This is a genomic window from Buttiauxella cochleicola (assembly GCF_021282435.1).
Lineage (GTDB): Bacteria > Pseudomonadota > Gammaproteobacteria > Enterobacterales > Enterobacteriaceae > Buttiauxella > Buttiauxella massiliensis.
In genome coordinates, this window is the sequence record NZ_JAJSOT010000001.1 from 703,558 (window position 1) to 730,548 (window position 26,991).

Here is a 26,991-nt window from a genome sequence, read left to right on the forward strand (position 1 = left end):
CAAATATTTCGCATAACAACGAACTTGCAGAGTTTTCAACATCATCACGTCTGTTGTTAATGAGTTGTGATGTTATAGTTCGACGACGCTATAAACATGAAGGGATAAAATGCGCACAATATCCATCCCATTGCCGACGATCCTGGCTGGATTCGTTGCTGTTTTAGTTGGCTACGCCAGTTCGGCGGCAATTATCTGGCAGGCGGCGGAAGCTGCTGGTGCTAACACGCTGCAAATCGCGGGTTGGCTGACGATGCTTGGGATTGGCATGGGGGTGAGTACTCTCGTGCTGACGATTTGGTATCGCACCCCTATTCTCACTGCCTGGTCCACTCCGGGTGCGGCTCTGCTCGCGACCAGTTTGCCAGGCCATTCGCTCAATGAAGCTATCGGCGTGTTTATTTTCGCCTCATTTTTAATTCTGCTGTGCGGTGTGACCGGTCTCTTCGCCCGTTTGATGCGCCTTATTCCCTCAACACTTTCCGCTGCGATGCTGGCAGGCATTCTGCTGCGCTTCGGCCTGGACGCATTTACTTCTTTGCAGGGGAATTTCTTACTCTGTGCCAGTATGTTGTTCGGCTGGCTACTGGCAAAAACCTGGGCGCCACGTTATGCCGTTGTGGTGGCAATGGTGGTCGGCCTGCTGGTTTGCATCATGAGCGGAAGCCTACAAAGCGGCAGTGTGCCGGTCGCAATGGTTATGCCAGAATTTACCGCACCACATTTTTCACTTTCGAGCCTGTTAGGCATCGGCATCCCTTTCTTCCTGGTGACCATGGCGTCACAAAACGCACCAGGTATTGCCACACTCAAAGCCTCCGGCTATGAGATTCCGGTATCGCCACTGATTGTGGTCACCGCGGCGATAGCTCTGTTACTGGCACCTTTTGGCGTATTTTCTATTTGTATTGCTGCGATCACTGCCGCAATTTGCCAGGGTTCTGAAGCGCATCCCGATCCGTCGAAGCGCTGGCTTGCCGCCGCTGCGGCGGGCGTGTTTTATTTGCTGGCGGGTGTGTTTGGCGGTTCGATCACCACGCTGCTCACGGCTTTGCCTGTCGCCTATATTCATACGCTGGCGGGGCTGGCGCTGCTGAGTACCATCGCCGGGAGTTTGTATCAGGCGCTTAATCATGAACGTGAGCGTGATGCGGCGATAGTGACGTTTCTGGTCACCGCTTCGGGCGTCAGTTTGCTGGGGATTGGTTCTGCTTTTTGGGGGTTGGTGGCTGGCGGGATATGTTACGCGTTGTTCTCATTTACCCGCCGCGCGTAGCTGTGACGGTGTTACGCCTATCGTCGCTTTAAAACGATTGCTGAAATGGCTTGCCGAGCTAAACCCGCAGGCCATCGCAATATCCGTCAGCGATAACTGGCTATTTTTCACTAATGCTTCGGCGCGTAACATGCGTCTTTGCATCACAAATTGGTGTGGTGCAAGTTGGGTTGATTGCTTAAACATGCGCGCAAAGTGAAACTCGCTGAGCCCTGCTTCTTGAGCCAGTTCGGTCAGTGTTAATGGCTCACTAAGGTGCTGTTCAATATATGCCTGGATATTTCGCAACACCGCAGGTGCCAGGCCTCCGCGCACATTAGGTAAACGCCACTGCACGTTGCTGTACGTCTGAACCAGGTGGGTCAGCAGCAGTGTTGATGCCGTACTCAACATCAAATGGTTCGCCTGCTGTTGCCAATCACTGCTGAGTAGAAAGTGGCGATACAACTGAGTAATACGCGGGTCCTCGCTGAAGATTTTTTCATCGAGCTGAAGAGCGGCCGGGCTGCGATCCCAGATTTGCTCCGCAATATGACGCAGATGTTCATCCGTACAATACAGATGCACAAATGAAAAATGGTTGCGAATATCCCAGGTAGTTTCTCCGTCTTTTGGCATCAGACAGAATCGATCTGGCCCACCACCATTTTTCCAACCTGAATTGGTTTTTTGGTAGGTTTCATAACCTTCATTCACATACATGCTTAACGTATGGTGATCGCTGCATTGCGTCACACGGTCGAGACTGTTTGACCAGGCCGACAGTTGAATCCCGGAACCCAGTTGCACATTATCTTCCAACACGGCGTTGTGCTGGCGAAGATTTTCAAATGCGTGATACGGCTGGGTCATGACTTACACCATCGAAGTTCGGGATAAACAGTGTATGTAGTGGCCGCCTCCGTTACCAGCCATTAACAAACCATCAGGTAAAAAAACCGCAAGAATATGCAAGCCAGGCAAGCAGGTGAAAGCATCTGCACGCGCAGATGTGGATACTCCCGCTATCGGTACAGGGAGATAACAAAATGAATGCAATACTTTATATTTCGGTGGTGGTTATTTGGGGAACGACCTGGCTTGCTATTTACATGCAGCAAGGCGTGGTGTCGGTGCCCGTATCAATTTTCTGGCGGTTTGCCGTGGCGGCAGTCGTGATGCTGGTGGTGTTACTGGCACTTGGGCGCTTGCGCCGTATCAGTTTGCGCGATCATCTGTTTTGTATGCTGCAAGGTGGCTGCGTTTTCGGCTTTAACTTTTTGTGTTTTTACCATGCCGCGGCGTATATCAGCTCAGGTCTTGAGTCGGTGATTTTCTCCATGGCTGTGCTGTTTAATGCAGTCAATAGTATGGTTTTCTTCCGTCAGCGCCCGAGCAAAAATTTACTACCGGCAGCGGTGCTGGGGATTGCAGGGGTTGTTGCGCTGTTCTGGCATGATTTGATCGCCACACAACTCGCGCCATCATTGCTGTTGGGCATTGGTTTAAGCGCCCTGGGCACCTTCGGTTTTTCACTGGGGAATATGATCAGCACGCGCCATCAGCGCCGTGGGCTTGAGACACTGTCCACCAATACCTACGCGATGTTTTACGGCACCATTATTATGGGTGTGCTGGCGCTGGTTCGCGGAGATTCGTTTATGCCGGAATTGACGCTGCGCTATCTTGGTTCGCTGTTCTACCTGGCGATTTTTGGTTCAGTGATTGCGTTTGGCGCTTACTTCACGCTGGTCGGGCGCATTGGTGCCAGCCAGGCGGCTTACAGCACCCTGCTGTTCCCGCTGGTGGCGCTGAGTCTTTCGACGATTTATGAAGGGTATGTCTGGCACAGTAATGCGATTATCGGGCTGTGTATGATTTTACTCGGCAACCTGGTGATGTTCTCAAATCCGGGGATGTTTAGCGCTCTGCCATGGCGCAAGCGGGCAGCATAAGAGGTAAAAAAAGGGAGCTTAGCTCCCTTTTCCGTGTAATAGCGCGTTATTTAACTTCAAACATGGACGCATCTGTCGCCATGTCATCAATCACTGATTTCAGCGAGTCTACGGTAATCGGTGCACTTTCATTGCTTACCGTTTTACCTTCGCCTTTACGTACGACTTTCATTACAACTTTGTTGGTTGAGGAGTCAATAAGCTCCCCTTCAAAATAGAGGTTTGTTTCCATCGTACGGTGGCCTGTTGCTGCTTCAGTACCCGCAACAATCATTGCCACTGGAATCACTTCATAGAACTGCAAACCTTGTTTGCTGCTGTCTACACCCGTAATTGCACCATGGAAAATCAAAGTACGCGGACCTGGCTTGCTGACCAGTTGGATGCGCTTCTCGGCACTCGCTTTCAACTGTTGATTGGCGTAAGCAAGGATCTTATCCAGTGTCTGAGCACCCAGTTGGGTAGTTGGTTTCGGCACCGGGTAGTAAGTCAGTGGATTGAAGATAAGTTTGTCGTAGTTGCTGCTTTTGAAGCTCGGATCAACCCAACGTAAAATCGTTTTCCCAGATGCAGATTTTGTTTCCTGAATACCGGAATAATTTTTTAAAAAACCCGAATACTTCTCAGGAGCGGTAACAGATGATGAACAGCCGGCCAAGGCTAACAGGCCTGTCAGGCAGGCGGCTTTAACACATAAAGAAGTGCGCATAATTTATCCCTGTAAATTGCATGTAAGCCTTTCAGTTATAGCAAAAAATTGGGATTACGCATGAAGTTATAAATGCTATTTTTCATAATTCAGATAACAGCCTCGAAATTTATTTTTAACATGCTCATTATTTAACTCGAACTACATAGTTTTTCGTATATAAAATAATCTTACATACAGTGAATAAATATGGAGTAACCATGATTCCACATCTGCGTATTGCTCGTCCGGTGACCGATCTTGCTCAAAGCAAAGAAATGTACTGTCTGGGATTGGGTTTGCAAGAACTCGGGGATTTTAGCGAACACGACGGTTTTAGCGGCGTGATGCTGGGTCGTGATGATTTAAGCTGGCATCTTGAATTTACTGTTTGCCACCGCCACCCGGTCGAACCCGCCGCAACAGTTGATGACCTATTAGTGCTGTACTACCCGGATAACACTCAATGGCAAAAAACCTGCCAGCAAATGCTGAATGCAGGTTTTGTCACCATTAACAGTTTTAATCCGTACTGGGATATCGCCGGGCGCACTTTTGTTGATAACGATGGTTATCGCGTTGTGTTGCAAAACCGCGCCTGGCCTACAGCTTAGACTTTGCGCGCCAGCATAGTGGCGAATCTCAGTTTAATGCGGTTACCTTCCGCGTCGGTTTTATGTAATTCGCCGATATCTTCGTTGTATTTCAGCAATTCCCAACCCGCGTAATAATGACTCAACTCACCTTCAGTAAAAGCAAACGGGAAGCCGACGGTGCAAGGGAAATCTTCGGTATCCATCGCAGCAACAATCAGGTTGTAACCACCAACTTTGGTGCAGCGCTGCATGTTGCTGATAAGCCCTGGTATGGTATTGCGCTCTAAAAACATCATCACCACGGTTGAGAGAATGAAATCGTATTCACCGTCGAAATGTAATGTATTGAGATCGACCACATCTGCAGTGATGTTTTTCAGCCCCTCCGCTTCAATAATTTTATTCAGGTTGCTAATGCTCATCGGGTTTTTATCCCACGCTGTTACATCAAACCCTTTTTGATTCAGATACAGGCTGTTACGTCCGCTACCGCAACCGAGATCCAATGTTTTCCCAAGCGGGACAACCGTTACCGCATTCACCACGTCAGAATGGGTACGAGTTAGGCCATATTTCTCGGTGAAATAATTCTCAGAAAGCATCTTAGTTTGTCCTTTTTGCAGGCCGTTCGACACGCAGCAGTAATTTACCCTGATAAAGGAGGATTACCGTGCGCACCAGCAGCAGGCCAATAATGAAATTAGTGAAGATAAATAGCGGCACAGCGAGTGCGGTAAAAAGCCCGTCGTTACTCCCCATGCCCAGATGAAGGGCCGTGGCAGCAAGTGCTGAAATACCGAACGAGAAGCTCCAGAACGAGGCATTAAAGGGCTGCATCAAATACCACGGCATCAGGCGCAACATAAACAGTAATTGCAGCAACCCGTAGCCAAACAGCATCTTGGCAAAGAAATCAGGTTGCCCACCGTTAACACTCAAATAAGCGTTGCAAGCAACCAGCGCAGGTGCGAGTTGAATGCCAAGTGAAGTTCGCGTCGATTCCGGGAGCTCACCAGCGCTACGTAAACGATGCAAAATCGCCGGTTCCAGGCTTAACCAGGAAAATACCCCCGCACCAAAAAACAAAATACCGAGGTCGTGGAAGCCAAGCGCACCACAGGCCATCGCACTAATAAAATTGTTGGCAACAGTCGGCAAATAGAGTCCCGGCGTGGTGTCAGTATGCGGATGGCTGCCACGCCACAACCCGGCACTTTGCCATGCGGCGTATACCAATTGCACTGTCGCCCCAAAAGCAAACATACCCACGGCTAACGGGCGAATAAATGGCACTATGGCGATGGACACTAACATCGTTGTCGCAGGAAAGAGACTCACAAAACTGCCCTTTAACGGGTGGCGAGCCTCATCGATAACCGTGTGCGGATATTTCACCAGTCGCACTATAAAAGCCAGCGCCAGAGCGAGCCAGATAGCAATTGCCAGGCTTTCGAATGCTTCACCAATCACCGGGGATACTGGCCAAATCGTAGCAGCGTAGCGCCAGGCAAAACCCATGCCGATGGTCCCAAGAACCATACCAAAATACCCGGCCGGGAGATTAAGCATGGTTCGCGTTACTGATTTATTCATTTCGTTTAAAACTTAAAATGTATTTTAGATGCATTTTATGTGATTGCACCGAAGAACGCCATCTGAGGATTTACCTGCTAAGTTTTAAACAGAAAGAAAACTAAGGCGAAGATGATGAACAAGTATCAGTTAACGGGTGATTCGCAGCTACATGATTATCTGGTCGATGGCAAAAAACAGCAGGTCAAACTCTGGCAAGTCATGGCCCTGTGTGATTTCAGCGACATCAAAACCGGGCAACTGGGCGGCTGGATTGAAAACGAAGACAACCTTAGCCAACAAGGAAATTGCTGGATTTATGGCGGCGATTGCATGGTATACGGCGGCTCAAGTGTTAACGATGATGCGCAAGTTCATGGCAGTTCCACCCTTTGCCACCAGGCGCATATCAGCGGGAAAAGCATCATTAAAGAATCACTGATTAGCGGTGAATGCCGTATTTACGATGCCGCGCGCATTGTTAACGGCAGCCAGGTGATTGCGGTTCGTGGACTGACTGCCGACAACGATAAAGTGCTGCAAATTTATGGCAACGCTACGGTAAACGCATCGCGCGTGGTTCATCAGGCACAGATCTTTGGTAACGCGGTGGTGAACAATGCCTTTATTGAACACCGCGCTGAAGTGTTCGGACAGGCAATTCTTGAAGGTAATGACGAGAACAATATCTGGGTTTGCGACTGTGCTCGGGTCTTTGATAATGCGCGGATTATTGCAGGACGTGGTGATGACCAGATCCCAACCATTCGCTACTCCTCGCAGGTCTACGGCAATGCGCTTATTGAAGGCGACTGCGTGCTAAAACACCATGTGCATATCTTCGACGATGCCACACTCATTGGTGGCCCTATCCAATTAGATAACCAGGTGCAGATTTACGGCCAGGCGCGGGTCACCGGCAATGTTCTGATAGAGAATAATGTGCAGATCTACGATAAAGCGGCGGTTGATGGGCTGGACGGTGAGCTCATTCATATACGTGGGATTAAGGATATTAACGGCGAGCAGCGTGTTACTCGCTCACCGTTTTATGGCGTGTTTTGAGAACCGTCGCGTTAACCAATAATCCGCGCGTAGATGTTCTGGTCATGGAACTCGCCATTTAAAAACTCAGCTTGTTTCAGGCGCCCTTCAAGCAGGAAACCATTACGCAACGCCACCTGATTACTGGCGACATTACTGACAATGCATTTGATCACAAAACGGCGGGCCAACCCTTCTTTGGAGTACTTACGAATGACCGCGTCTAAAGCTCGCGAAATGATTCCCAATCCCAGGACATCTTTATCCAGCCAATAGCCGATATAGGCGGTTTTATTGGTCGGCTCTATCTGGTTAAACGAGAACACCCCCACCATTTTTTCATCCTGGAAAATCAGGAACATTTTCGCGTAGCCACGATGATGGAGGATATAGTTGCCCTGCGCCATTTTGCGCGAGTCCTCAACCGACAACACGAACCTCGGCCAGTCCATCGCTGTTTGTAACCAGGCTTTGTTCTTTTGTACCAAAGCAAAAATCTCATCCACATAACGTTCATTGATTGAATGAAGTGTTATGTGGTCATCAATGTTAATCACGTCGTCTTGCCAGTTATCAGAATCGCGCACGCACCCTCTCCTTCTTTTTATCTGTGGAAAATAATGGTGCAGAAAAATAGATTGCACCACAGACGATCCCCACCAATGCACAAATCAGTTTAACGCACGCCTCGCGCCGCTGCTGGGCTGCTTCACATGCTGGTATAGATATTGCTTAACATCTTTGTAACCCAAAGGAGACTTAGATGAAAGCGATCATAATTGGCGGCGGCATTGGTGGACTCTCGGCGGCAATTGCCCTGAAAAGATGTGGCATTACAACGGAAGTCTATGAAGCGGTCAAAGAAATCAAACCGGTTGGTGCGGCGATTTCGATTTGGCCAAATGGCGTGAAGTGCCTCAACTGGCTCGGCATGAAAGAGCAGCTCCAGCAATTGGGTGGGCCTATGGAATTTATGGCCTATAAAGAATTTGTCCACGGCCAAACCCTGACGCGCTTTAGTCTCGATCCTTTAATTCAAAGTGTTGGCGAGCGCCCCTATCCGGTGGCCCGTGCTGAATTGCAAGATATGCTGATTGATACTTATGGGCGTGCAGATATTCAGTTTGGCAAGCGCGTGGCGCGTATCGAAGAGTTCGATGGCGGCGTGCGGGCTTATTTTGAAGATGGTCATGTTGCCGAGGGCGACGTTTTGATTGCCGCCGACGGTACGCATTCCGTGATCCGCCCTTATGTGCTCGGCCACCAGACAGAGCGCCGTTATGCCGGTTACGTTAACTGGAATGGTCTGGTCGATATTGATGAATCTATTGCACCTGCCAACCAGTGGACGACATTTGTCGGCGAAGGCAAACGCGTGTCGCTGATGCCTGTTGCGGGCAATCGTTTTTACTTCTTCTTTGATGTGCCATTAGAAAAAGGACTGCCGGAAGATCGCAGCACGGTAAAAGCCGATTTAACCCGTTATTTTTCTGGATGGGCAGAGCCGGTGCAAAAACTGATTTCCACAATTAACCCCGACACGACCAATCGCATAGAAATTCATGATATTGAGCCATTTATGCAATTGGTTCGCGGGCGAGTTGCACTGCTTGGTGACTCAGGCCACAGCACCACGCCGGACATCGGCCAGGGCGGATGCGCTGCCATGGAAGACGCAGTGGTACTGGCCGTCGCGCTGCAAACCAACTCGCTAGGCGTAGAGGATGCTCTGCTACGCTATCAGGAGAAGCGCGCGTATCGCGTAAAAGACCTGGTGCTCAAGGCGCGCAAACGCTGCGATGTGACCCATGGTAAAGATATGAACATCACTCATAGCTGGTATGAAGAACTAAAAAGCGAAACCGGCGAGCGCGTATTGTCGGGCATGCGCGAAACGATTCTCGGTGGGCCGCTGGAATAAGTTGCACAAAATTTCACTCAAATCCTGAAGGATGTTCCAGAAATGACGTCAGAAATTGACGTCATTTTTTTATATGCTAGCATGACTTCATAAATTGACTTCACGGAAGGGTTCATGGGCTATGGCAAGGATTACCTCAGAAATAAACATCAAGGCACGTTAAAGCAGATTTTCAGCAAACCCACGTCAACGAGCGTCAAATGGCAAGATGTGGAGATGTTGATACTCGCGCTGGGTGGCGAAGTCAGTAACGGAAACGGTTCGAGAGTGCGCTTCCTGCTAAAAGGTAGCATTGCACGTTTTCACCGCCCCCACCCATCGCCTGACACTGACAAAGGTGCCATCGTCAATTTACGAGAATGGTTTGAAAGTATTGGAGTAACACCATGACGGATTCACATTCAATTCCAAACACAATGGTGATTTGCGGGCAACCGGCGTTAATCACCTGGGTTCCTGAAATCAGCCTATTTCGCGGCAAATTTCTTGGGCTTTCAGGCTACTGCGATTTTGTGGCAGATAGCGCTAAGGGCTTGATGCAGGAAGGTGAGATTTCGCTGAAAGCGTATCTTGCGGATTGCAAAGAAAGCGGCATTGAGCCGTATGAGCGCGAAGAGAAGATCAAAACCTTTACTCTGCGCTACCCCGAGTCATTTGGCGAACGCCTGGCGATAGCCGCCGCCGAACAGCGCATGTCGGTAAATAGCTATATTGTTGAAATGCTCAGCAAGCAGATGAAACTAAAGTGAATTTGTAGGATGACGCTGCACTTATCCGACCTACAAAAGATAAAGCCCCGTATTTGTTACGGGGCTTAAGCTGTTACTTCATGATCCGGTCATCAACGTATTTACGTTTATCCGGTGCTGGCGGGAAGTAATGATACAGCCAGGTTTCACTGATGGCATCGCCCTGGCAACGCAGGAACATGCGCATATCGACCGGCGCAGTTGAGTCGTCCGTTGGATACCAGTCAAACAAAATACGATAGCCGTCGAATGGCTCAACATACAGAATTTCAATTTGTCGCGCTTCGCCGTTAGACAGCGTGATAACCGGCTCGATACCTTTCGGTGCCGCAGCTTTCAAATCCCCACCGATGAAATCAATGGCGAAACGGCGCGACCATTTTTCCGGGAAGTGTTCGCCAGGTGCCCAACCTTCCGGGAAGCTGCCCATACCGGTGCGGGTCGCGTAAACACGCGCCAACGGCGACTGAATCGGCGGCAAACCGCTCCAGTACAGACGGTATTTGAATTCCAGCTCATCACCGGCTTTCACCGGTTTCTCCGGCTGCCAGAAGCAGACGATATTATCGAGCGTTTCCCCTGTAGTCGGGATCTCCATCAGACCAATCGCGCCTTTACCCCACTTATTCAGCGGCTCAACCCACAGACTTGGACGCTTGTTATACCAGCCCATGATGTCCTGGTAATTGGCAAACTCGTGGTCGAGTTGCAGCAAACCGAAGCCTTTCGGGTTGTTATCGAGATAAGCGTTGAACTGTAATTTCTGCGGGTTATTCAACGGGCGTGTCACCCACTCGCCGTTGCCACGCCACATTGCCAGGCGGTCGGAGTCATGAATTTGTGGGTGAATGGTGTCGCACATACGACGTTCATTAGTGCCGCAGGCAAACATACTGGTCATCGGTGCGATGCCCAATTGCTTAATATCTTCACGGGCATACAGGTGATTATCGACATCCATCACCACGCGCTCAGCTTCACAGCTGATAGTGAATTTGTACGCCCCGGTGACGCTTGCGCTATCTAACAATGCGTAGACCACAAACTTCGTATCGCCTGCTTTCGCGGTTTCAAACCAGAAAGAGGTGAAGTCCGGGAACTCTTCCAACTGATCGGTATAGGTGTTTACCGCGAGGCCTCGAGCAGAAAGCCCATATTGGTATGTATTATCGACCGCACGGAAATAGCTCGCACCGAGGAAGGAAACCACATCGCGGCGCGCCAGTTCTGGTGCTTTAAATGCTTTAAACCCGGCAAAGCCAAGATCAATCTGGCCTTCGAGTTGTTTGGTATCAACACCTGCGTCGTTATAGTTGAACAGCTCAGGGCGGAAGTGAATTTCACGTGCCTGATGGCTTGCTGAATCTACGGAGAACATGCGTACACGGCGGCGGAAGCCCATACCAACGTGGAAGAACTGCACGTCAAGTTGGCGGTTTTCGATGTTGTTCCACAGCGAGTGTTCAGCATCATACTGAATCGCGTTGTAGGCCTGTGGGGTTAAGTTTGCCAGTGTGTCCGGCAACGGACGCGGTTTGCCAACCCATGGTTTCTTCGACAAATCATGGGCCATTGACTGGAGCACGGAGAAATCGAATGCGGTGGTGCGACCATCGGCAATTTCAGACTCACCCGCATAAGCTGCGCGCGAGAAAAGCGTGGCAATTGAGGTCGTGCCGCTGACTGCGGCGAGAGCCATTGAGGCTTTGATAAAACGTCTGCGGTTCATGCCTGAAAGATTGTCCTTCATGTCGATGTATTTCGCTCCGCTCGGGCAGCACAGCGGCAAATTCCAGACCGCACACTCTAGACAAAAATCACTGAAAAACCAATCGCAGACACAGACCTTTACGAAGCGTCCGGCATTTTTTTCATGTACATGAGAATTCGATGAAAAAACGGCCCACAAAGTGAGCCGTTGGACGAATAAAGCGGTTACTTCACGGCGACATCAATACCCGGGAAATATTTCTTCGCAAGAGTCGTAATCGTGCCATCAGCACGTACTTTATCGATAGCGGCATCAAGCTGTTTTTTGGTCGCTTCATCGCCTTTACGCAATCCGTAACCAATACCACTGCCCAGAATCGTATCGTCGCTCACCGGCTTGCCGATAAAGCCAAAACCTTTGCCCTGCGGCTTGCTTAAGAAGCCTGCCTGACCTGCTGCTGACATCACCAAAGACGCATCGATACGGCCATTGAGCAAATCGCCCCACGCCATATTTTGGTCTTTATAGGAAACCACTGTTACACCTTCTTTTTCCCAGTGTTCTTTCGCATAAGTTTCCTGAATGGAACCTTGCAAAACACCGATAGTTTTACCTTTCAGCCCGGCAGGCGTTGCTTCCATACCGCTGTCGGCCTTGCCGACCAATTGTGATGGAATGCGGTAAATTGGCTGGGTAAAGTCGATGCTTTTACGACGCTGCTCGGTGATATTCATTGCGGAGTTAATCGCATCGAATTTCTTCGCCATTAGCCCTGGAATCAGCGCATCAAACGACGTTTCAACCCATGAACATTTCAGGCTCGCCGCTTTACAGATCGCGTTGCCTAAATCGATATCAAACCCTTCCAGCTCGCCCGCCGAGTTACGGCTTTCAAACGGTGGGTACTCCGCTTCCACGCCGTAACGCAGTTCGGTTGCTGCGAATGCCGAGAATGACGCACACATCCCAACCAACAAACTTAACGCATAAACTTTTTTCATTATGACCTCGTATCAGCGTGGCTTAACCTGGCAAAGTGCTTGAGCACCCGCACGTAACGTAGCTTCATCTTTTGCAAATGACAAACGAATCAACTTGTTGTCTGTTCCGTCGGTATAAAACGCGGAGAGCGGAATGGTCGCCACGCCATATTGAGTAATTAAACGTTTTACTAATTCGCTGTCTGATTCATCAGTGAAATGATCGAATTTCGCCAGCAGGAAGAAAGACCCGGCACTTGGCAGCAATTTAAACGGAGACTCAGCCAACAATGTCTGCATTAAATCGCGTTTGCGTTGGTAAAACTCCGCCAGCGACAGGTAGGTATCTGGGTTCGCCATATATTCAGCAAAAGCATATTGCATAGGAGTATCGGCTGAGAACATCAAAAACTGATGCACTTTGCAGATTTCAGTCATTAATTCTGCCGGAGCCAGGCAATAGCCCACACGCCAACCGGTCACGTGGAAGGTTTTGCCGAATGACGAAACAATCACGCTACGCTCGGCCAGCGCCGGATGTGTTGCCATGCCGTGATGGCGCTCACCATCAAACACGATGTGTTCGTAGACTTCATCGGACAAAATAATGATGTCGGTATTACGCGTAAGCTCCGCCAACATTTCCAGGTCTTGTGCGCTAAACACCTGCCCGCTTGGGTTGTGCGGTGTGTTAACAATGATCATACGGGTACGAGGCGTAATAGCCGCGCGCACTTCATCCCAGTTGACGGTGAAATCTGGCAACGCCAGTTTCAACGCTACTGGTGTTGCACCTTGCAGGCGAACAATGGGCGCGTAGCTATCAAAAGATGGCTCGAAATAAATGACTTCATCGCCAGGATGCACTAACCCGCTAATCGCCGAATACAGCCCTTCGCTGGCGCTGGCGGTAATTAAGATTTCATCGTCTACGTCATAATTCGAGCCGTATAGCGTGGCGACCTTTTCTGCAATCAGGGTTTTTAACGGCCTGAAACCGGTCATCGATGCATATTGGTTATGGTTGTCCTGCATCGCTTTGGTGACACCGGCGATTAATTTCGGATCTGGCGAAAAGTTTGGTGCGCCCTGCGAAAGATTAATGGCGTTATGTTGCGCCGAGAGTTGGCCGATAACAGTAAAGATGGTGGTTCCAACATCCGGTAATTTTGAACGAAATTGCACCGGGGTTTGCATAGTCATGGCCTCTCATGTGAAAACGCGATTTGCATAACTATTCAATATGCAACAGGTTGCTACCACAACCGAATTGTTGTCATAATAGCCATGCAAAAAACTCATAGCTCAGCGGAGAGCAATCGAATGCGGCGCAACTTCCCTCTTAATACTGTTGATGCTTTCCTGGTGACAGCCAAACATCTGAATCTGACTCGCGCGGCAAAAGAACTCTGTCTGACACAAGGTGCCGTCAGCCGCAAAATCTCCACGCTTGAGGAATGGCTCGGCTATGCCCTCTTCGATCGTCATGCTCGCGGGCTGCATCTCACACCGCAAGGCTCTACGCTGTTGCCGGAATTACAGCAATCTTTTGAGCACTTGCTGAATGTCGCCAGTAATGCCTGCCACAAATCCAGTGTTATCCGCCTGAAAGCCCCGACCTGCGCCATGCGCTGGCTAGTGCCGAAACTTGTGCAACTGGAAATTGCATCACCTGAGATTCAGGTTGCGTTAACCACCACTGTTGAACACGGCGTGAATTTCAAAAATGAACCTTTTGATGCAGCGATTATTTTTGGTAAGCCTTCCGCGAACGGCACATTGCTGTTTGAAGAAAGACTCACACCGGTCATCAGCCAGCACTTGTTGCCGGACGGAGAATTAACGCCAGAAGATTTGAGCCGCTACACCTTCCTGCACCCAACACGCGACCGCACCGACTGGTCGTTATGGTTTGAGCAGAATGTCTCTAACCCGCCTGCTATGAATAAAAATCAACACTTCGACACCATGGACTTAGCCATCAGCGCGGCGATTCAGGGTTTTGGCATTGCCATTGCCGATGCCACGTTAGTCGCGGAGGATTTGCACCGTAGACGGTTGGTACAGCCGTTTGCGGAAAGCGTGAAGACAGGGGCATGTTATTGCCTGGCATTGCGGCCGGGGGAGGAAAGCCATGCGGGGCTTGAGGCATTTAAGCGGGGGTTGTTGGCGGTAAGTTAGTGGGTGGTAAGCTGGATCTGCCAGTCCTGCTTTTTTCCGTTCACCTGTAAGCTCTCCTTTCTCTTGTAGTCCAGTGCACGGTGAACGTGTCAAGGAGAGAACGCCCTCTCCTTGACAATCCTGGCGCCCGGCAAATCAATCGCCGCAAGCGGTAAACACCATTTTTCACCCAACATTCGCGGTCGTTCGCGACTCGTTCCCGACGATCGCTCTCTCACGTGGCTCCCGGCCACGTGACCCCGACTGAAGGGTAAAAAACGGCGCGATTGAAGCCGGAACCAAAGGTCAACTTCAAAACCGAAAGACAGCACCGACCCGGTTTTGACCTTGTTCCCGGTATAAATTGCCCCAGTGTTCCCCATAAGGCAGGGTGGCGCCGTCGGGAACGGCGCCAGTGAGCGATCCGCCGGGAGCGAGTCGCGAACGACCCTGAACGTTGGGGATAAACTGGGGTTTACCGCGAAGCGGCAATTTAATCACCGGGCGACGGGGTCGCCAGGGGGATGTCGTTATCCACCTGGCACGTTCACCGTTCGCTGATCCATGTAGGAACGGTGAACTTTCGGGTGAACGGAAAATCTCGATCCACCATAAGCCATAAGCCTACGCCCCCATTTCTGTTACCCCCGTAACATAATCCCAACATCCCCATTGCGCAGAATCCATTCACCCTCATGATGTCGCCAGACTCCCTTCTGATGAGCAGAACGATGATTGCCGTTGCTTTAGTTGATGACCATGTTGTGGTGCGCTCCGGTTTTGCACAGTTACTTAGCCTCGAAACCGATATCGAAATCGTCGGGCAGTACAGCTCTGCCGCCGAGGCCTGGCCCGCGCTGATAAAAAATCAGCCCGATGTAGCCGTGCTCGACGTGGCGATGCCGGACGAAAACGGTCTAAGCCTGCTCAAACGCCTGCGCCAACAACGCCCCGGTTTCCGCGCCATCATTCTGAGCATTTATGACACAACCGCATTTGTGCAAAGTGCGCTGGATGCCGGTGCCAGCGGTTATCTCACCAAACGCTGCGGCCCGGAGGAGTTAGTACAGGCGGTTCGTTCCGTTGGTATGGGCGGCCATTATTTATGTGCGGATGCATTACGAGCGTTACGCCACGCAGGGCAACCAGCCAAAGTGCTGGAAGTTCTCACTCCACGCGAGCACGAAGTTTTCGACTTGCTGATCAAAGGCGAAAGCGTGAAGCACATTGCCGAACAGCTCAACCTTAGCCACAAAACAGTGCATGTGCATCGCGCTAACATCCTCGGCAAGCTGCAATGTGAAAGCACCATCGAACTGGTGCATTTTGCCCTTGAACACCAACTGTTAACCGGGCACTAAATGTCTCGTGCGTGGCGTCATCTGCTGTTATCGCTGTTTATCGTCTTTGCCTGGGGGCTGACCTGGCTTGCCCTGTGGACGATAAGTTTTTACCTCACCGATAACGGCCAGCAGGCTACATTACTGCTACCGCAGGGCGTCCATCTCGCATTATTGATTTTGCTACATCGCCGCTATTGGCCAGCCCTTTTTATTCCGGTGATCGGGCTGCTTATTTGGCTTTGGCTACAACAGTTAATGACAGAACCCGTCATGTTGCTTTCCCCACTACTTAGCGCCATTCCTGCGCTATTAGTTCAGCACTACTGGCACCGTTTTACGCTGTACTGGCAGCGGCTTTCGCTGCTGATGGCGGCAATTACTGGCGATGCGCTACTACACACCCTGGTGCTGACACCATTTCTGTCGAGTTCCGCTTCACAAACACTTCTGGCAGCGTTTACTGGTGGTGTGGTGCTGACGCCGTTCGTCTATTTGATTTATGAATATCTGCGTCAACAGCATCTGGAAAGCCTGCTGGCACAAGAAACACCCAATCCCCCGCTACGCACGTCGTTGCTGATCTGGTGCAGCCTGTTTTTCATCATCGGTGTAGGCGCGCAAATGGTGGTGTCGCCGGAAATCGAGCGTTTGTTGCTGATTGTGGTTTTCCTGCCAAACGTAGTCATGGCCTACAAATTTGGCTGGCAAGGCGGCGTTCTGGCAGCACTCCTTGGCAGCATGATGATTACCATTGCCCGGCAAATTGGCAGCGGCTTTAACGGCTTGATGGAGATGGAGCTTTTTCTCTCAACCCAGGCACTGTTGGGCATTGGTCTCGGGATTGCCATCAGTCGCCAGCAGCATCTGGCAAATAACCTTCATCGTTACCGCCAACGGCTGGAAGTTGAGTTACAGGCGCGCCGCGAGTTGATGGAACAACTGGTGCACACCGAAGAGGACACGCGCAAAGATCTGGCGCGGGAACTGCACGATGAAATTGGCCAGAATATTACTGCGATTCAAATCCAGTCGATGCTGGTTAAGCGCACTGCCAGCGGTGATGCGACGGTACTCGCCGCCGAGCAAATCAACCAGCTTGCCCAACGAATCCACCACTCGACCCGCCACTTATTGCGCCAGCTTCGCCCGCCGGTACTGGACGAAATTTCCCTCGATAAAGCGCTTCATCATCTGATTCAGGAGTTCGCCTTTGACGAACGCGGTATCACCTGCCGTTTACATTATGATTTACCTGGCCAGCCCGCCAGCGACCCGGTGGTGTTTACGCTCTATCGTCTGGTGCAGGAGTTGCTCAATAACATTTGCAAACACGCTGACGCACACAAGGTTGAGATCGCGTTAACTCAGCAACCCCACGGTGTGCGCCTTGAAGTCAAAGACGATGGTATCGGCTTTAGCGGCAGCACTCACACCGGCCATGGATTACAAGGGATTGCCGAACGAATCCGCGCTTTAGGCGGAGATTTGCAACTCGAAAGCCAGTCCGGCACACGCGTAATTGTTAACCTGCCCACACTTTTCCAACAAACTCAGGGATAACCAGGAATTATTCCTGGTCGGCTAAAACCTTGTCTCATCCCCTTTGCATCCGCGTTTTCTATAGTCATTTCAACCGGGAGGAATCAGATGATTTCCGAGCAAACAATCGGCCGTGATTATCGTTACTGGCGTCCACGTTTGCTGCTGTCGATGGTCGTGGGATACGCCGCATTTTACCTGACACGCAAAAGCGTCAGTTTTGTCCTTCCGGCGATGCAGCTCGATCTGGATTTAAGCAAAAGTGATATCGGCCTGCTGGGCACGCTTTTTTACCTCTCCTACGGCTTGTCGAAATTTGTCGCAGGATTGTGGCACGACCGCCGGGGCGCACGCTGGTTTATGGGCGCGGGATTACTGGCAACCGGGGTACTGAACATTCTTTTTGCCTTCGGCACTAATCTGCCGATGTTGCTGATTATCTGGACGCTCAACGGGTTCTTCCAGGGCTGGGGATGGCCGCCGTGCGCAAGGTTGCTAACGCACTGGTATTCGCGCAACGAACGCGGTTTCTGGTGGGGATGTTGGAATACCTCCATTAACCTTGGTGGTGCTGCCGTTCCGCTGATTTCCGCGCTGATGGCGCTGTGGTTCGGCTGGCAGGCATCGTTATTCGTCTCAGGGACTATTGGCATCGTCATAGGGATTTGGCTGTGCCGAAGCCTAACTGGCACACCGCAAGAGATGGGGTTACCGGCGGTTGGCGTCTGGCGACATGACCCGCTGGAAATGCGCCAGGAACAGCTCAGTCCGCCAATGCCGCAGTGGCAGATGTTTCGCAGCTCGGTGCTGCAAAACCCGATGATCTGGCTACTCGGCGTAAGTTATGTGCTGGTGTACCTGATTCGTATCGCATTGAACGACTGGGGCAACATCTGGCTTTATGAAAGCCACGGCGTGAATTTACTCAGCGCCAACGCCACGGTCATGCTGTTCGAAATGGGCGGGTTACTGGGCGCACTGTTTGCCGGGTGGGGTTCAGATTTACTGTTTCGCGGCCAGCGCGGGCCTATGATTTTACTCTTTGCGCTGGGGCTGTTTGTTTCGGTTGCCGCACTTTGGTTATCGCCAGTGCACCACTACGCATTATTAGCAGTCTGCTTTTTTGCCATCGGCTTTTTTGTTTTTGGCCCGCAGATGCTGATTGGCCTCGCCGCCGTGGAGTGCAGCCATAAACAGGCAGCAGGCAGCGTTACCGGGTTTCTGGGTTTGTTCGCCTATTTAGGTGCTGCCCTGGCTGGATGGCCGTTGTCACAGGTGATTGAGCGTTATGGCTGGTCCGGGATGTTCGCGCTGCTCACCGTTGCCGCCGCATTGATTGGATTTTTGCTGATGCCCCTGTTAATGGCGGGCATCAGCGCGCAGGACAGGAGTGTTGGTGCCATGGATCCGGCAGTTACCTTACCTCAGGACACTTAGGATAATAATATGAAACTGACCGTGCTCTCTTCTCTGGTTGCTGCGGGTGTTGCGTTGGCTACCCTGTCAGGTGCCGCGCAGGCCAAAGGCCGCTTAGTCGTGTATTGCAGCGCTACCAACGAAATGTGTGAAACCGAAACCAAAGCGTTCGGTGAAAAATACGATGTCAAAACCTCGTTTATCCGCAACGGCTCGGGCAGCACATTAGCGAAAGTCGATGCCGAGAAGAAAAACCCGCAGGCTGATGTCTGGTATGGCGGTACGCTAGACCCGCAATCGCAGGCAGGAGAAATGGATCTTCTGGAGCCGTACAAATCGGCAAACCTCGCGCAAATCATGCCAAAATTCCAGGACCCGGCTAAACGCAAAGGCAACTACTCCTCAGCAGTGTATATCGGCATTCTCGGTTTTGGCGTTAACACCCAGCGCCTGAAAGAGAAGAACCTGCCGGTGCCGAAATGCTGGAAAGATCTGACCAACCCAATTTATAAAGGCGAAATCCAGGTTGCTGACCCGCAAAGCTCGGGCACCGCTTATACCGCGCTGGCAACGTTCGCCCAACTGTGGGGCGAAGATCAGGCATTCGATTACCTGAAAAAACTCAACGGTAACATCTCTCAGTACACCAAATCTGGTATTGCTCCGGCGCGTAACGCCGCGCGTGGCGAAACGGCGATTGGCATTGGCTTCCTGCACGATTATTCGCTTGAAAAAGAGAATGGCGCACCGCTGGAATTGATTTCCCCATGCGAAGGCACTGGCTATGAAATCGGCGGCGTCAGCATCCTGAAAGGCGCGCGCAATATGGACAACGCCAAACTGTTTGTTGATTGGGTGCTGTCGAAAGAAGCGCAGGAACTCTCCTGGAAAAAAGGCAAGTCTTATCAAATTCTGACCAACACCACCGCCGAAAGCTCACCGTTGTCGCTCAAGCTTGATGACCTGAAGCTCATCAACTATGACATGGACAAATACGGCGCGACTGACATGCGCAAAGCATTGATCAACAAATGGGTTAGCGAAGTAAAAATGGGTGACTAACCCATTCGCAGGTGACGGCGTCACGTCACCTGCTCCCCTCCTTTTCTTTTGGCCGATGAGGCACTTATGTCTGAAACTTTACTTTTGCGACCTACGCGAAAGCGGGACGCTATTATCTGGTGGGTGGCGCTGTGCTGGCTGGCGTTTGCCCTGCTGCCTAGCTGGAGCCTCGATTACGGGTTATTTGAATCGACAAGTGATGAGCTAATCAATGCTTACAGCTGGTCTGAAATTAACATTAGTCTGCTGTGGTACGTACTACCTTCGCTGCTGCTGTTGCGCCCGTTTAATGAACTGGGGCCAGAAAAGCGCCAGCGCCACTATTTCGACGCAGGCTGGGCACTCTTTTGCATGGCCTTTGTGGTAGTCAGTGCAACCCTTACCGAGCGGGGAATGGGTTACGCCACTATTGTGCTGTTTATCGCGCTTGGTATGGTTATCACCCTCGCCCTGACCCGCCTCGAATGGCTCGGTGGCGACAGCTTTGTGATTGGTTCGCTGGTCACAATTATCGCACTGATTGGTGTGTTTATTGTCTGGCCGAGTGTCGCGATTTTCATTCCGATGTTTACCAATGATGCCGGGGAGTTTGCACCGCTGGCGTTTATGGCGGTACTCAGTCAGGCGCATATCATCCAGGTAATTATCAACTCCATCGCGCTTTCGATTGCGGTGGGGATTGGCTGTACCTTCTTTGGTCTGGTGCTGGCGATTTACACCACGCGCATCGCCAAACGTAGCGCTATTATTGGCCGCATTTTCTCCATTCTGCCTATCGTGACCCCGCCGTTTGTCGTCGGCCTTGGCGTCACGCTGATGATGGGTCGTTCGGGGTATATCACCGAGTTGATGGTCGACTGGTTCGGACTGACCAACACTAACTGGCTGTACGGTTTTACCGGTATCTGGCTGGCGCAGGTTTTAGCCTTCACGCCGATGGCATTTATGATCCTCGATGGCGCGATTAAAACCATTCACCCGTCGCTGGAAGAAGCCTCTTATACCCTACGTGCTACGCGCTGGAAGACCTTTAAAGGGGTGTTTTTACCGCTGCTGAAACCAGCGCTGGCTAACGCCTTCTTGATTGTGATTGTGCAATCGCTGGCGGACTTCAGTAACCCGCTGGTACTTGGCGGTAACTTCGACGTGCTCGCCACACAAATCTATTTCTACATCACCGGCTCGCAACTCGATTACCAGGCCGCCAGCACACTCGGCGCATTCTTGCTGGTCTTCTCACTGCTGGTGTTCTGCATTCAGTATATGTGGATTGGAAAACGCTCCTACGTCACCGTTTCCGGTAAATCCAATCGTGGCGACGTACAGCCGCTTCCAGTGACGCTGGTGTGGGCGGTTGTTGCATTATTAGCGGTGTGGATTGCCTTTAACGCCCTGCTTTACGGCAGCATTTTCTACGGCAGCTTTACCGTCAACTGGGGCGTGGATTACACGCTAACGTTCGATAACTTCATCAAGCTCTTCGGCCAGGGAATGAGCGATGGCGCGTGGCCTTCACTGCTCGACACACTGCTGTACGCCGGGATTGCCGCACCGATCACCGCCTTCTTCGGCCTGCTTATCGCATGGATTGTGGTGCGCCAACAGTTCCGTGGCAAAAAGACCATCGAGTTCACCACCATGCTGTGCTTTGCAGTACCTGGCACCGTAGCGGGCGTGTCCTACATCCTGGCGTTTAACAGTGCGCCGGTTTACCTGACGGGCACCGCCGCGATTGTGATTATGTCGATGGTGATGCGTAACGTGCCGGTGGGGATTCGTGCCGGTATTGCCGGGCTTGGGCAAATCGACAAATCGCTCGACGAGGCCTCGCTTAGCCTGCGTGCCGGTTCAATGCGCACCATTATCAACATCCTGCTGCCATTGCTACGCCCGGCGATTCTATCCGCGCTGATTTACAGCTTTGTGCGTGCCATTACGACCGTGAGTGCCATTGTCTTCCTCGTCACACCGGATACCCGTGTGGCAACCGCCTACATTCTTAACCGCGTGGAAGATGGCGAATACGGGGTGGCGATAGCCTACGGCTCGATACTTATCGTCGTAATGCTGACCATCATTTTCATTTTTGACTGGCTGATTGGTGAAGCGCGCATTTCGCGTTCAAAAGCCAAAACCAACGCGTGATTATGGAGTAACACATGACACAACCTCATTTTGTAGAACTGCGCAATGTCACGAAGCGGTTTGGTAATAACACCGTCATTGCAGGCATTAATCTGGCAATCCCTAAAGGGGAAATGGTAACCCTGCTTGGGCCATCCGGCTGCGGGAAAACCACGGTTCTGCGCCTGGTTGCCGGGCTTGAAAAGCCCACCGAAGGGCAGATTTTTATTGATGGCGAAGATGTAACACACCGTTCCATTCAACAGCGTGACATCTGCATGGTGTTCCAGTCCTACGCCCTGTTCCCGCATATGTCGCTGGGCGATAACGTCGGTTACGGGCTGAAAATGCTGGGCACGTCGCGGGGAGAAATTAAAATACGCGTCAAAGAAGCGCTGGCAATGGTGGATTTAGAGGGTTTCGAAGACCGATTTGTTGACCAGATTTCCGGCGGCCAGCAGCAACGCGTGGCACTGGCGCGCGCACTGATCCTGAAGCCGAAAGTACTGCTGTTTGATGAGCCGCTCAGTAACCTTGACGCCAACCTGCGCCGTAGCATGCGTGACAAAATCCGCGAGCTACAAAAGCAGTTCAATATCACGTCGCTGTACGTTACTCACGATCAGAGTGAAGCGTTTGCCGTGTCGGATACGGTACTGGTGATGAACAAAGGTGAAATCATGCAGATTGGCAGCCCGCAAACGCTATATCGCCAGCCCGCCTCACGCTTTATGGCGAGCTTTATGGGGGATGCAAACGTCTTCCCGGCGCGTTTTGGCAGCGATTTTGTCGAGATCCATGGCTACCGTTTACCACGCCCGCCGCAGTTGACCATCACGCAGGCGGAAGGCACGGTTGGCGTGCGTCCGGAAGCGATAACGCTGAGTGAACACGGCGACGAAAGCCAGCGTTGCGTGGTACGACATGTGGCATATATGGGGCCGCAATATGAAGTGACTGTGGAGTGGCATGGCCAGGCGCTGTTATTGCAGGTGAACGCAACACGCTTACAGCCTGACGTAGGTGACAATTATTATCTGGAGATCCATCCGTACGGCATGTTTATGCTGGCTGATGCGGCGTAAAAATAAGGGCCGCAAAATGCGGCCCTACTGGTGATGACAAGCTGTTCAGAAATGGCCACCGTGACGGGAGGCCATTTTCGATATCAACCGATCAACGCTTTTACTTTCGCCCGGATATCAGCCAGTTCTGTGGCGTTAACTTTGCTTTTTTTCTCGACTTTTCGCGCTCGCCAGTCCACACAGGTGACTTGATCTGCTAGTGCGACGCCTTCCCGGCTCTCGGTTATTTCGACCTCAAAAGGATATCCCTTTGCTTTTGTGGTGCAAGGCACACACAACAACAGCCCCGTTTTGTTGTTATAAGCAAACGGGCTAAGTACAACCGCCGGGCGATTCACCCCTTGTTCATGCCCTTCAACAGGGTCAAAATTAATCCAGATTAAATCGCCTGCATCTGGTACATAGCGAGAAACCATCAGAGCATTTCCTTGCCAACTGGTGCGCCAAACTCCGCTTTCTCATGCTGATTTTCCGGGGTGATTCCGGCTAACAACGCATCAAGCGAATAGGCTTTCGCTCTCACCGGAACAATAATGATACGGCCATCTTCTACGGCAATATCCACAGTATCATCAACATTCAAACTAGCGGCCTGCATGATAGCGGCGGGAATGCGAACTGAAGGGCTATTACCCCATTTTTTGACGACAGATTGTGCCATGCGAGAATTCCTTTGTTGATACGTTTGTAGCAACACTAATTCAGCCAATCCAACGTGTCAACAATGTATCTACACTGTAGATTGGCAGACTAAACGGAAGAGCTCTGACTGAGTGGTCGGCGTTGCGCACAATACCGACCATTATCTGAGGTTTTGACGCGGCTACAGCAACCCGCAGCGCTTTTTACTGCGGTCTGTAGCCTGTTGGTACAACGCAAACTCATTTGCAACCGGCGCACCGAGCGCTTGTTCAAACTCCTGGCGGCTGGAGTGACCGTGGCTGCGCGCGCCACCTTCACTCCCCAGATTCGACTGGAAAATTCCCGCAGCACTCACCGGGAGGAAATCTTCATAAATAATCGGCTGCGCCACCAACCAACCCCGTTCAATCAGCGACTGCGGATCATCACCTGGTTTGATTGCCTGGCGATGCATCTCGCCCACAGGGGTTAAACGGTAGCGGAAATAAGCCAGATCCTGGCAGCGCATTAGCGTTTCGCTATCGGGCAAGCGGCTGAATACTTCCTGCAAATGCTGCTGATGGCTGAAATTATCCTGCCCGTTACCTGCTTCGTTTAGCAACTCATCGTATAACGCACGCCCTTTTGGCGTTAACGCTACACCACGCTGCTCGATTTCCCCGAAACGGGCAGTATGTGTGCCGTGATGCACACCGGCGAAAATAATCGGTTCTTCCAGCGCTTTAAAGCTGGTCTGGCGCAGCAAGATTGGGAATGTGCGGCGTGGTGGGCCTTCAATAATCGCTTTTGGCGCAATACCATATTCCGGCATCAATGCCTGAACGCGGTCGATATCCAATGTGCGTGGAGTCAGGTGATTAATGTGGCAGCCACGGAAACAGACGACATCGGCAATCAGGCGATGCTGCTGGTGAAATGCCTGGTAAGTTTGCGCATCGACCGTGGCATGACTGTGCCAACGGAAGGTTTCCAGCGCCTGGCTCACAAACTCGTCGGCTTGCTCTTCGCTAAATACGCCCTGCTGGTCGTAAATATCCAGTAATGCCCGGCAACGAGGAGTGAAAATGTCACGTTCTGCGAGAATAGCTGCCGCCGTTTTACGCAATTCAGCATCGTCAATCAGCTCAAGGCGTAGCAACGAGGTGAAAATACGGAACGGATTACGCGCCAGGGCCGCGTCATCAATTGGACGAAACGCAGTGGAATGCACTGGCACGCCCGCCTGCGAAAGGTCGTAATAGCCGACTGGATACATACCCATTACCGCAAAAATGCGCCGTAACGTTGCCAGTTCTTCCGCTTTACCCACCCGAATTGCGCCGTGGCGCTCCACATTCAGGCGCGCCAGTTCATCGGCATTTTCTAATTGCTGTTGCAGATCGGGGTTATTTTCCAACACCGCCAGATTTACGTCAGCGACTAACTCTAACAAGGTTCCGTATTGAGGTACTTCTTGCTGGTACATCGCCGACATTGCGTGCGAAAATTTTTCCCGAATATCATCAGCCGTGATGTTGTTCGCCATAATGTCGTACTCCTGTGAATATTGCTCAAAGAGTAGAATGTCGCGCGGGGGTTTTGGGCTAAGAATTTTCGTTTTGTGATCGACTATACAGCCATAGATTATAAGTAATGTTTTTCGGGTATTTCATAGCTACAGGTTATGTAAATCAGTCTTTAAATTCACTTTAATTTAACAAGCCATTAACTGAGACTGTCGGTGGCGATATTTAAAATTAGAATGCATCGCCTCCTGTATCCCACAACTGGAGCTGGCTATGTCACAGATTTGGCAACCTCGTGAACTTGTACATCGCGACTACGATTCCCATCCTCCGGCTTTCGCGCCGGGGTATAAAACCAGCGTGTTACGCTCACCGCGCAATGCGCTGATCTCCTTGCAGAACTCGTTGTCTGAAATTACCGGGCCAATATTTGGCGCCAAAGATCTCGACCCGCTTGATAACGACCTGATTATGAATTACGCCAAAGACGGCCTGCCGATTGGCGAACGCATTATTGTGCATGGCTACGTTCGCGATGGATTCGGCCGCCCGATGAAAAACACCCTTGTGGAAGTGTGGCAAGCCAACGCAGGCGGGCGTTATCGCCACAAGAAAGATAAGTATCTCGCCCCTATCGACCCAAACTTTGGCGGCTGTGGACGTGTGTTGACCGATGAAAACGGCTATTACTTCTTCCGCACCATCAAGCCGGGTCCGTATCCGTGGCGTAACCAGGCAAGTGACTGGCGCCCTTCCCACATTCACTTTTCACTCTCCGGTGACTCTTTTGCTCAACGTCTCATCACGCAGATGTATTTCGAGGGCGACCCGCTGATTAAACAGTGCCCGATTGTGAAAACCATTAATAACGATGACGCAATTCGCACATTGATTGCCGAACTGGACACCCATGCCGCGGTGCCGCTTGATTGCCTGGCGTATCGCTTTGATTTAGTTCTGCGTGGCCAGCGAGCCACACTGTTTGAAAACCGTACTCAGGGGGCCGCGTGATGAAAGATTATTTAGCAGAAACCGCATCGCAAACGGCTGGCCCATACGTCCACATTGGTCTGGCTCCGCAAGCTGCTGGTTTTAACATTTTCGAGAAAAACTTCAGCCATGTGCTGACAAATTCCCACACCCAAGGCGAGCGGATTATCGTAGAAGGCCGGGTGTTTGACGGCTCAGGAACGCCTGTGCGCGATGTGTTGCTGGAAGTGTGGCAAGCCAACGCGGCCGGACGTTACAACCACCCTGCAGATAAGCAAACAGATAAAGAACTGGATGAAGATTTCCGTGGCTGGGGACGTACCTGTTCGGATTTTGACAGTGGTATCTGGCGTTTTGATACCATCAAACCGGGTGCTGTAACCGGGCGTGATGGCCGCATTATGGCCCCGCATTTGAACCTGTGGATTGTGGCGCGTGGCATTAATATCGGCCTGAATACGCGGATGTATTTTTCCGATGAGCAAGCAGCGAATGAGACCGACCCGGTGCTCAATCTCATCGAGTGGGAAGTGCGACGTAATACGCTGATTGGGAAGCGTGAGAAGCGCGGTAATGAGGTGGTGTACACGTTTGATGTGTTTCTTCAGGGGGAGAAGGAGACGGTGTTTTTTGATGTATAGGTGGGTCACAATT

Annotated in this window: 27 protein-coding genes; 16 read left to right on the plus strand and 11 right to left on the minus strand. The window is 51.3% G+C overall.

The genetic code is table 11. The features are described from left to right. The first annotated feature begins 109 nt into the window (after positions 1–109). Positions 110–1,276 (plus strand): benzoate/H(+) symporter BenE family transporter, encoded by a 1,167-nt coding sequence (locus LVQ77_RS03175; RefSeq protein ID WP_232864496.1) that lies wholly within the window; start codon positions 110–112, stop codon positions 1,274–1,276. Here LVQ77_RS03175 and LVQ77_RS03180 read toward each other — a convergent pair. After that, on the minus strand, positions 1,256–2,128 hold the full coding sequence (locus LVQ77_RS03180) for an AraC family transcriptional regulator (RefSeq protein ID WP_232864495.1): 873 nt from the start codon (positions 2,126–2,128) through the stop codon (positions 1,256–1,258). The genes LVQ77_RS03175 and LVQ77_RS03180 overlap by 21 nt on opposite strands. A 176-nt stretch (positions 2,129–2,304) precedes the next feature. Here LVQ77_RS03180 and LVQ77_RS03185 point away from each other — a divergent pair, with 176 nt between their 5' ends. Continuing rightward, positions 2,305–3,210, plus strand: coding sequence for a DMT family transporter (locus LVQ77_RS03185; RefSeq protein ID WP_232903652.1), 906 nt, complete (start codon positions 2,305–2,307; stop codon positions 3,208–3,210). Positions 3,211–3,256: 46 nt separating this feature from the next. Here LVQ77_RS03185 and LVQ77_RS03190 read toward each other — a convergent pair whose 3' ends face one another. Further along, complete coding sequence (locus LVQ77_RS03190) at positions 3,257–3,919, minus strand: DUF3313 domain-containing protein (RefSeq protein WP_232864493.1); 663 nt, start codon at positions 3,917–3,919, stop codon at positions 3,257–3,259. A gap of 200 nt (positions 3,920–4,119) precedes the next feature. Here LVQ77_RS03190 and LVQ77_RS03195 point away from each other — a divergent pair, with 200 nt between their 5' ends. Then, on the plus strand, positions 4,120–4,512 hold the full coding sequence (locus LVQ77_RS03195) for a VOC family protein (protein WP_232903653.1): 393 nt from the start codon (positions 4,120–4,122) through the stop codon (positions 4,510–4,512). On the opposite strand, the gene tehB is transcribed toward LVQ77_RS03195, so the two are convergent. Beyond that, positions 4,509–5,096 (minus strand): tellurite resistance methyltransferase TehB, encoded by a 588-nt coding sequence (tehB, locus tag LVQ77_RS03200; protein ID WP_232903654.1) that lies wholly within the window; start codon positions 5,094–5,096, stop codon positions 4,509–4,511. The two genes, LVQ77_RS03195 and tehB, sit on opposite strands and share 4 nt — an antisense overlap. A gap of 1 nt (position 5,097) precedes the next feature. Then, on the minus strand, positions 5,098–6,087 hold the full coding sequence (gene tehA / locus LVQ77_RS03205; RefSeq protein ID WP_232903655.1) for a dicarboxylate transporter/tellurite-resistance protein TehA: 990 nt from the start codon (positions 6,085–6,087) through the stop codon (positions 5,098–5,100). 114 nt (positions 6,088–6,201) lie between these two features. On the opposite strand from tehA, the gene ydcK reads away from it, so the two are divergent. Continuing rightward, positions 6,202–7,131, plus strand: coding sequence for a YdcK family protein (gene ydcK, locus LVQ77_RS03210; RefSeq protein ID WP_232903656.1), 930 nt, complete (start codon positions 6,202–6,204; stop codon positions 7,129–7,131). 11 nt (positions 7,132–7,142) lie between these two features. Here ydcK and rimL read toward each other — a convergent pair whose 3' ends face one another. Then, positions 7,143–7,697 (minus strand): 50S ribosomal protein L7/L12-serine acetyltransferase, encoded by a 555-nt coding sequence (gene rimL, locus LVQ77_RS03215; protein WP_232903657.1) that lies wholly within the window; start codon positions 7,695–7,697, stop codon positions 7,143–7,145. 176 nt (positions 7,698–7,873) lie between these two features. On the opposite strand from rimL, the gene hpxO reads away from it, so the two are divergent. The 3 genes from hpxO (at position 7,874) to LVQ77_RS03230 (ending at position 9,780) form a co-directional block, all read left to right on the plus strand. Continuing rightward, positions 7,874–9,031, plus strand: a complete 1,158-nt coding sequence (gene hpxO / locus LVQ77_RS03220) for an FAD-dependent urate hydroxylase HpxO (protein ID WP_232903658.1) — start codon at positions 7,874–7,876, stop codon at positions 9,029–9,031. 114 nt (positions 9,032–9,145) lie between these two features. Next, positions 9,146–9,421, plus strand: a complete 276-nt coding sequence (locus LVQ77_RS03225) for a type II toxin-antitoxin system HicA family toxin (RefSeq protein ID WP_232864488.1) — start codon at positions 9,146–9,148, stop codon at positions 9,419–9,421. Next, complete coding sequence (locus LVQ77_RS03230) at positions 9,418–9,780, plus strand: type II toxin-antitoxin system HicB family antitoxin (protein WP_151993365.1); 363 nt, start codon at positions 9,418–9,420, stop codon at positions 9,778–9,780. The genes LVQ77_RS03225 and LVQ77_RS03230 overlap by 4 nt, the downstream gene beginning before the upstream one ends. A gap of 73 nt (positions 9,781–9,853) precedes the next feature. On the opposite strand, the gene LVQ77_RS03235 is transcribed toward LVQ77_RS03230, so the two are convergent. The 3 genes from LVQ77_RS03235 to LVQ77_RS03245 all read right to left on the minus strand — a co-directional run bounded on the left by LVQ77_RS03235 (position 9,854) and on the right by LVQ77_RS03245 (position 13,674). Next, entirely contained in the window at positions 9,854–11,509 is a 1,656-nt protein-coding gene (locus LVQ77_RS03235; RefSeq protein WP_232864519.1) for a glucan biosynthesis protein D, read from the minus strand. Between the two features lie 206 nt (positions 11,510–11,715). Then, positions 11,716–12,492 carry a transporter substrate-binding domain-containing protein gene (locus tag LVQ77_RS03240; RefSeq protein ID WP_232864487.1) on the minus strand — a complete coding sequence of 259 codons (777 nt, stop codon included), beginning with the start codon at positions 12,490–12,492 and terminating at the stop codon, positions 11,716–11,718. Positions 12,493–12,504: 12 nt separating this feature from the next. Beyond that, the gene (locus LVQ77_RS03245) at positions 12,505–13,674 is read right to left on the minus strand and encodes a pyridoxal phosphate-dependent aminotransferase (protein WP_232903659.1); all 1,170 of its coding nucleotides are present in this window, start codon (positions 13,672–13,674) and stop codon (positions 12,505–12,507) included. Between the two features lie 120 nt (positions 13,675–13,794). On the opposite strand from LVQ77_RS03245, the gene LVQ77_RS03250 reads away from it, so the two are divergent. The 7 genes from LVQ77_RS03250 to fbpC all read left to right on the plus strand — a co-directional run bounded on the left by LVQ77_RS03250 (position 13,795) and on the right by fbpC (position 23,200). Then, entirely contained in the window at positions 13,795–14,652 is an 858-nt protein-coding gene (locus tag LVQ77_RS03250) for a LysR substrate-binding domain-containing protein (RefSeq protein WP_232903660.1), read from the plus strand. Between the two features lie 710 nt (positions 14,653–15,362). Continuing rightward, complete coding sequence (locus tag LVQ77_RS03255; protein ID WP_232864484.1) at positions 15,363–15,992, plus strand: response regulator transcription factor; 630 nt, start codon at positions 15,363–15,365, stop codon at positions 15,990–15,992. Continuing rightward, positions 15,993–17,534 (plus strand): MASE1 domain-containing sensor histidine kinase, encoded by a 1,542-nt coding sequence (locus LVQ77_RS03260; protein WP_232903661.1) that lies wholly within the window; start codon positions 15,993–15,995, stop codon positions 17,532–17,534. It begins immediately after the preceding gene. Positions 17,535–17,621: 87 nt separating this feature from the next. After that, positions 17,622–18,950 carry an MFS transporter family glucose-6-phosphate receptor UhpC gene (gene uhpC, locus LVQ77_RS03265; RefSeq protein WP_232864482.1) on the plus strand — a complete coding sequence of 443 codons (1,329 nt, stop codon included), beginning with the start codon at positions 17,622–17,624 and terminating at the stop codon, positions 18,948–18,950. A gap of 9 nt (positions 18,951–18,959) precedes the next feature. After that, positions 18,960–19,991, plus strand: a complete 1,032-nt coding sequence (locus LVQ77_RS03270; protein ID WP_232903662.1) for an ABC transporter substrate-binding protein — start codon at positions 18,960–18,962, stop codon at positions 19,989–19,991. A 66-nt stretch (positions 19,992–20,057) separates the two neighbouring features. Continuing rightward, a complete protein-coding gene (locus LVQ77_RS03275) occupies positions 20,058–22,136 on the plus strand; it encodes an ABC transporter permease (RefSeq protein WP_232903663.1) in 2,079 nt (692 codons plus the stop codon). A 14-nt stretch (positions 22,137–22,150) separates the two neighbouring features. Beyond that, the gene (fbpC, locus tag LVQ77_RS03280; protein ID WP_232864479.1) at positions 22,151–23,200 is read left to right on the plus strand and encodes a ferric ABC transporter ATP-binding protein; all 1,050 of its coding nucleotides are present in this window, start codon (positions 22,151–22,153) and stop codon (positions 23,198–23,200) included. A gap of 83 nt (positions 23,201–23,283) precedes the next feature. On the opposite strand, the gene mazF is transcribed toward fbpC, so the two are convergent. The 3 genes from mazF to hglS form a co-directional block, all read right to left on the minus strand. After that, positions 23,284–23,616 (minus strand): endoribonuclease MazF, encoded by a 333-nt coding sequence (gene mazF / locus LVQ77_RS03285; protein WP_232903664.1) that lies wholly within the window; start codon positions 23,614–23,616, stop codon positions 23,284–23,286. Beyond that, a complete protein-coding gene (locus LVQ77_RS03290) occupies positions 23,616–23,861 on the minus strand; it encodes an AbrB/MazE/SpoVT family DNA-binding domain-containing protein (RefSeq protein WP_064518659.1) in 246 nt (81 codons plus the stop codon). The genes mazF and LVQ77_RS03290 overlap by 1 nt, the downstream gene beginning before the upstream one ends. Positions 23,862–24,023: 162 nt before the next feature. Beyond that, a complete protein-coding gene (gene hglS, locus LVQ77_RS03295) occupies positions 24,024–25,367 on the minus strand; it encodes a 2-oxoadipate dioxygenase/decarboxylase HglS (RefSeq protein ID WP_232903665.1) in 1,344 nt (447 codons plus the stop codon). A gap of 253 nt (positions 25,368–25,620) precedes the next feature. On the opposite strand from hglS, the gene pcaH reads away from it, so the two are divergent. Both pcaH and pcaG read left to right on the plus strand, forming a co-directional pair. After that, positions 25,621–26,358 carry a protocatechuate 3,4-dioxygenase subunit beta gene (gene pcaH / locus LVQ77_RS03300; protein ID WP_064518657.1) on the plus strand — a complete coding sequence of 246 codons (738 nt, stop codon included), beginning with the start codon at positions 25,621–25,623 and terminating at the stop codon, positions 26,356–26,358. Continuing rightward, a complete protein-coding gene (gene pcaG / locus LVQ77_RS03305) occupies positions 26,358–26,978 on the plus strand; it encodes a protocatechuate 3,4-dioxygenase subunit alpha (RefSeq protein WP_232903666.1) in 621 nt (206 codons plus the stop codon). The genes pcaH and pcaG overlap by 1 nt, the downstream gene beginning before the upstream one ends. Positions 26,979–26,991: the final 13 nt, after the last annotated feature.

Coding starts and splice junctions, on each gene's coding strand:
- LVQ77_RS03175 (WP_232864496.1), top strand. CDS start 110: ATGCGCACAATATCCATCCCATTGCCGACGATCCTGGCTGGATTCGTT.
- LVQ77_RS03180 (WP_232864495.1), bottom strand. CDS start 2,128: ATGACCCAGCCGTATCACGCATTTGAAAATCTTCGCCAGCACAACGCC.
- LVQ77_RS03185 (WP_232903652.1), top strand. CDS start 2,305: ATGAATGCAATACTTTATATTTCGGTGGTGGTTATTTGGGGAACGACC.
- LVQ77_RS03190 (WP_232864493.1), bottom strand. CDS start 3,919: ATGCGCACTTCTTTATGTGTTAAAGCCGCCTGCCTGACAGGCCTGTTA.
- LVQ77_RS03195 (WP_232903653.1), top strand. CDS start 4,120: ATGATTCCACATCTGCGTATTGCTCGTCCGGTGACCGATCTTGCTCAA.
- tehB (WP_232903654.1), bottom strand. CDS start 5,096: ATGCTTTCTGAGAATTATTTCACCGAGAAATATGGCCTAACTCGTACC.
- tehA (WP_232903655.1), bottom strand. CDS start 6,087: ATGAATAAATCAGTAACGCGAACCATGCTTAATCTCCCGGCCGGGTAT.
- ydcK (WP_232903656.1), top strand. CDS start 6,202: ATGAACAAGTATCAGTTAACGGGTGATTCGCAGCTACATGATTATCTG.
- hpxO (WP_232903658.1), top strand. CDS start 7,874: ATGAAAGCGATCATAATTGGCGGCGGCATTGGTGGACTCTCGGCGGCA.
- LVQ77_RS03225 (WP_232864488.1), top strand. CDS start 9,146: ATGGGCTATGGCAAGGATTACCTCAGAAATAAACATCAAGGCACGTTA.
- LVQ77_RS03230 (WP_151993365.1), top strand. CDS start 9,418: ATGACGGATTCACATTCAATTCCAAACACAATGGTGATTTGCGGGCAA.
- LVQ77_RS03235 (WP_232864519.1), bottom strand. CDS start 11,509: ATGAACCGCAGACGTTTTATCAAAGCCTCAATGGCTCTCGCCGCAGTC.
- LVQ77_RS03240 (WP_232864487.1), bottom strand. CDS start 12,492: ATGAAAAAAGTTTATGCGTTAAGTTTGTTGGTTGGGATGTGTGCGTCA.
- LVQ77_RS03245 (WP_232903659.1), bottom strand. CDS start 13,674: ATGACTATGCAAACCCCGGTGCAATTTCGTTCAAAATTACCGGATGTT.
- LVQ77_RS03250 (WP_232903660.1), top strand. CDS start 13,795: ATGCGGCGCAACTTCCCTCTTAATACTGTTGATGCTTTCCTGGTGACA.
- LVQ77_RS03255 (WP_232864484.1), top strand. CDS start 15,363: ATGATTGCCGTTGCTTTAGTTGATGACCATGTTGTGGTGCGCTCCGGT.
- LVQ77_RS03260 (WP_232903661.1), top strand. CDS start 15,993: ATGTCTCGTGCGTGGCGTCATCTGCTGTTATCGCTGTTTATCGTCTTT.
- uhpC (WP_232864482.1), top strand. CDS start 17,622: ATGATTTCCGAGCAAACAATCGGCCGTGATTATCGTTACTGGCGTCCA.
- LVQ77_RS03270 (WP_232903662.1), top strand. CDS start 18,960: ATGAAACTGACCGTGCTCTCTTCTCTGGTTGCTGCGGGTGTTGCGTTG.
- LVQ77_RS03275 (WP_232903663.1), top strand. CDS start 20,058: ATGTCTGAAACTTTACTTTTGCGACCTACGCGAAAGCGGGACGCTATT.
- fbpC (WP_232864479.1), top strand. CDS start 22,151: ATGACACAACCTCATTTTGTAGAACTGCGCAATGTCACGAAGCGGTTT.
- mazF (WP_232903664.1), bottom strand. CDS start 23,616: ATGGTTTCTCGCTATGTACCAGATGCAGGCGATTTAATCTGGATTAAT.
- LVQ77_RS03290 (WP_064518659.1), bottom strand. CDS start 23,861: ATGGCACAATCTGTCGTCAAAAAATGGGGTAATAGCCCTTCAGTTCGC.
- hglS (WP_232903665.1), bottom strand. CDS start 25,367: ATGGCGAACAACATCACGGCTGATGATATTCGGGAAAAATTTTCGCAC.
- pcaH (WP_064518657.1), top strand. CDS start 25,621: ATGTCACAGATTTGGCAACCTCGTGAACTTGTACATCGCGACTACGAT.
- pcaG (WP_232903666.1), top strand. CDS start 26,358: ATGAAAGATTATTTAGCAGAAACCGCATCGCAAACGGCTGGCCCATAC.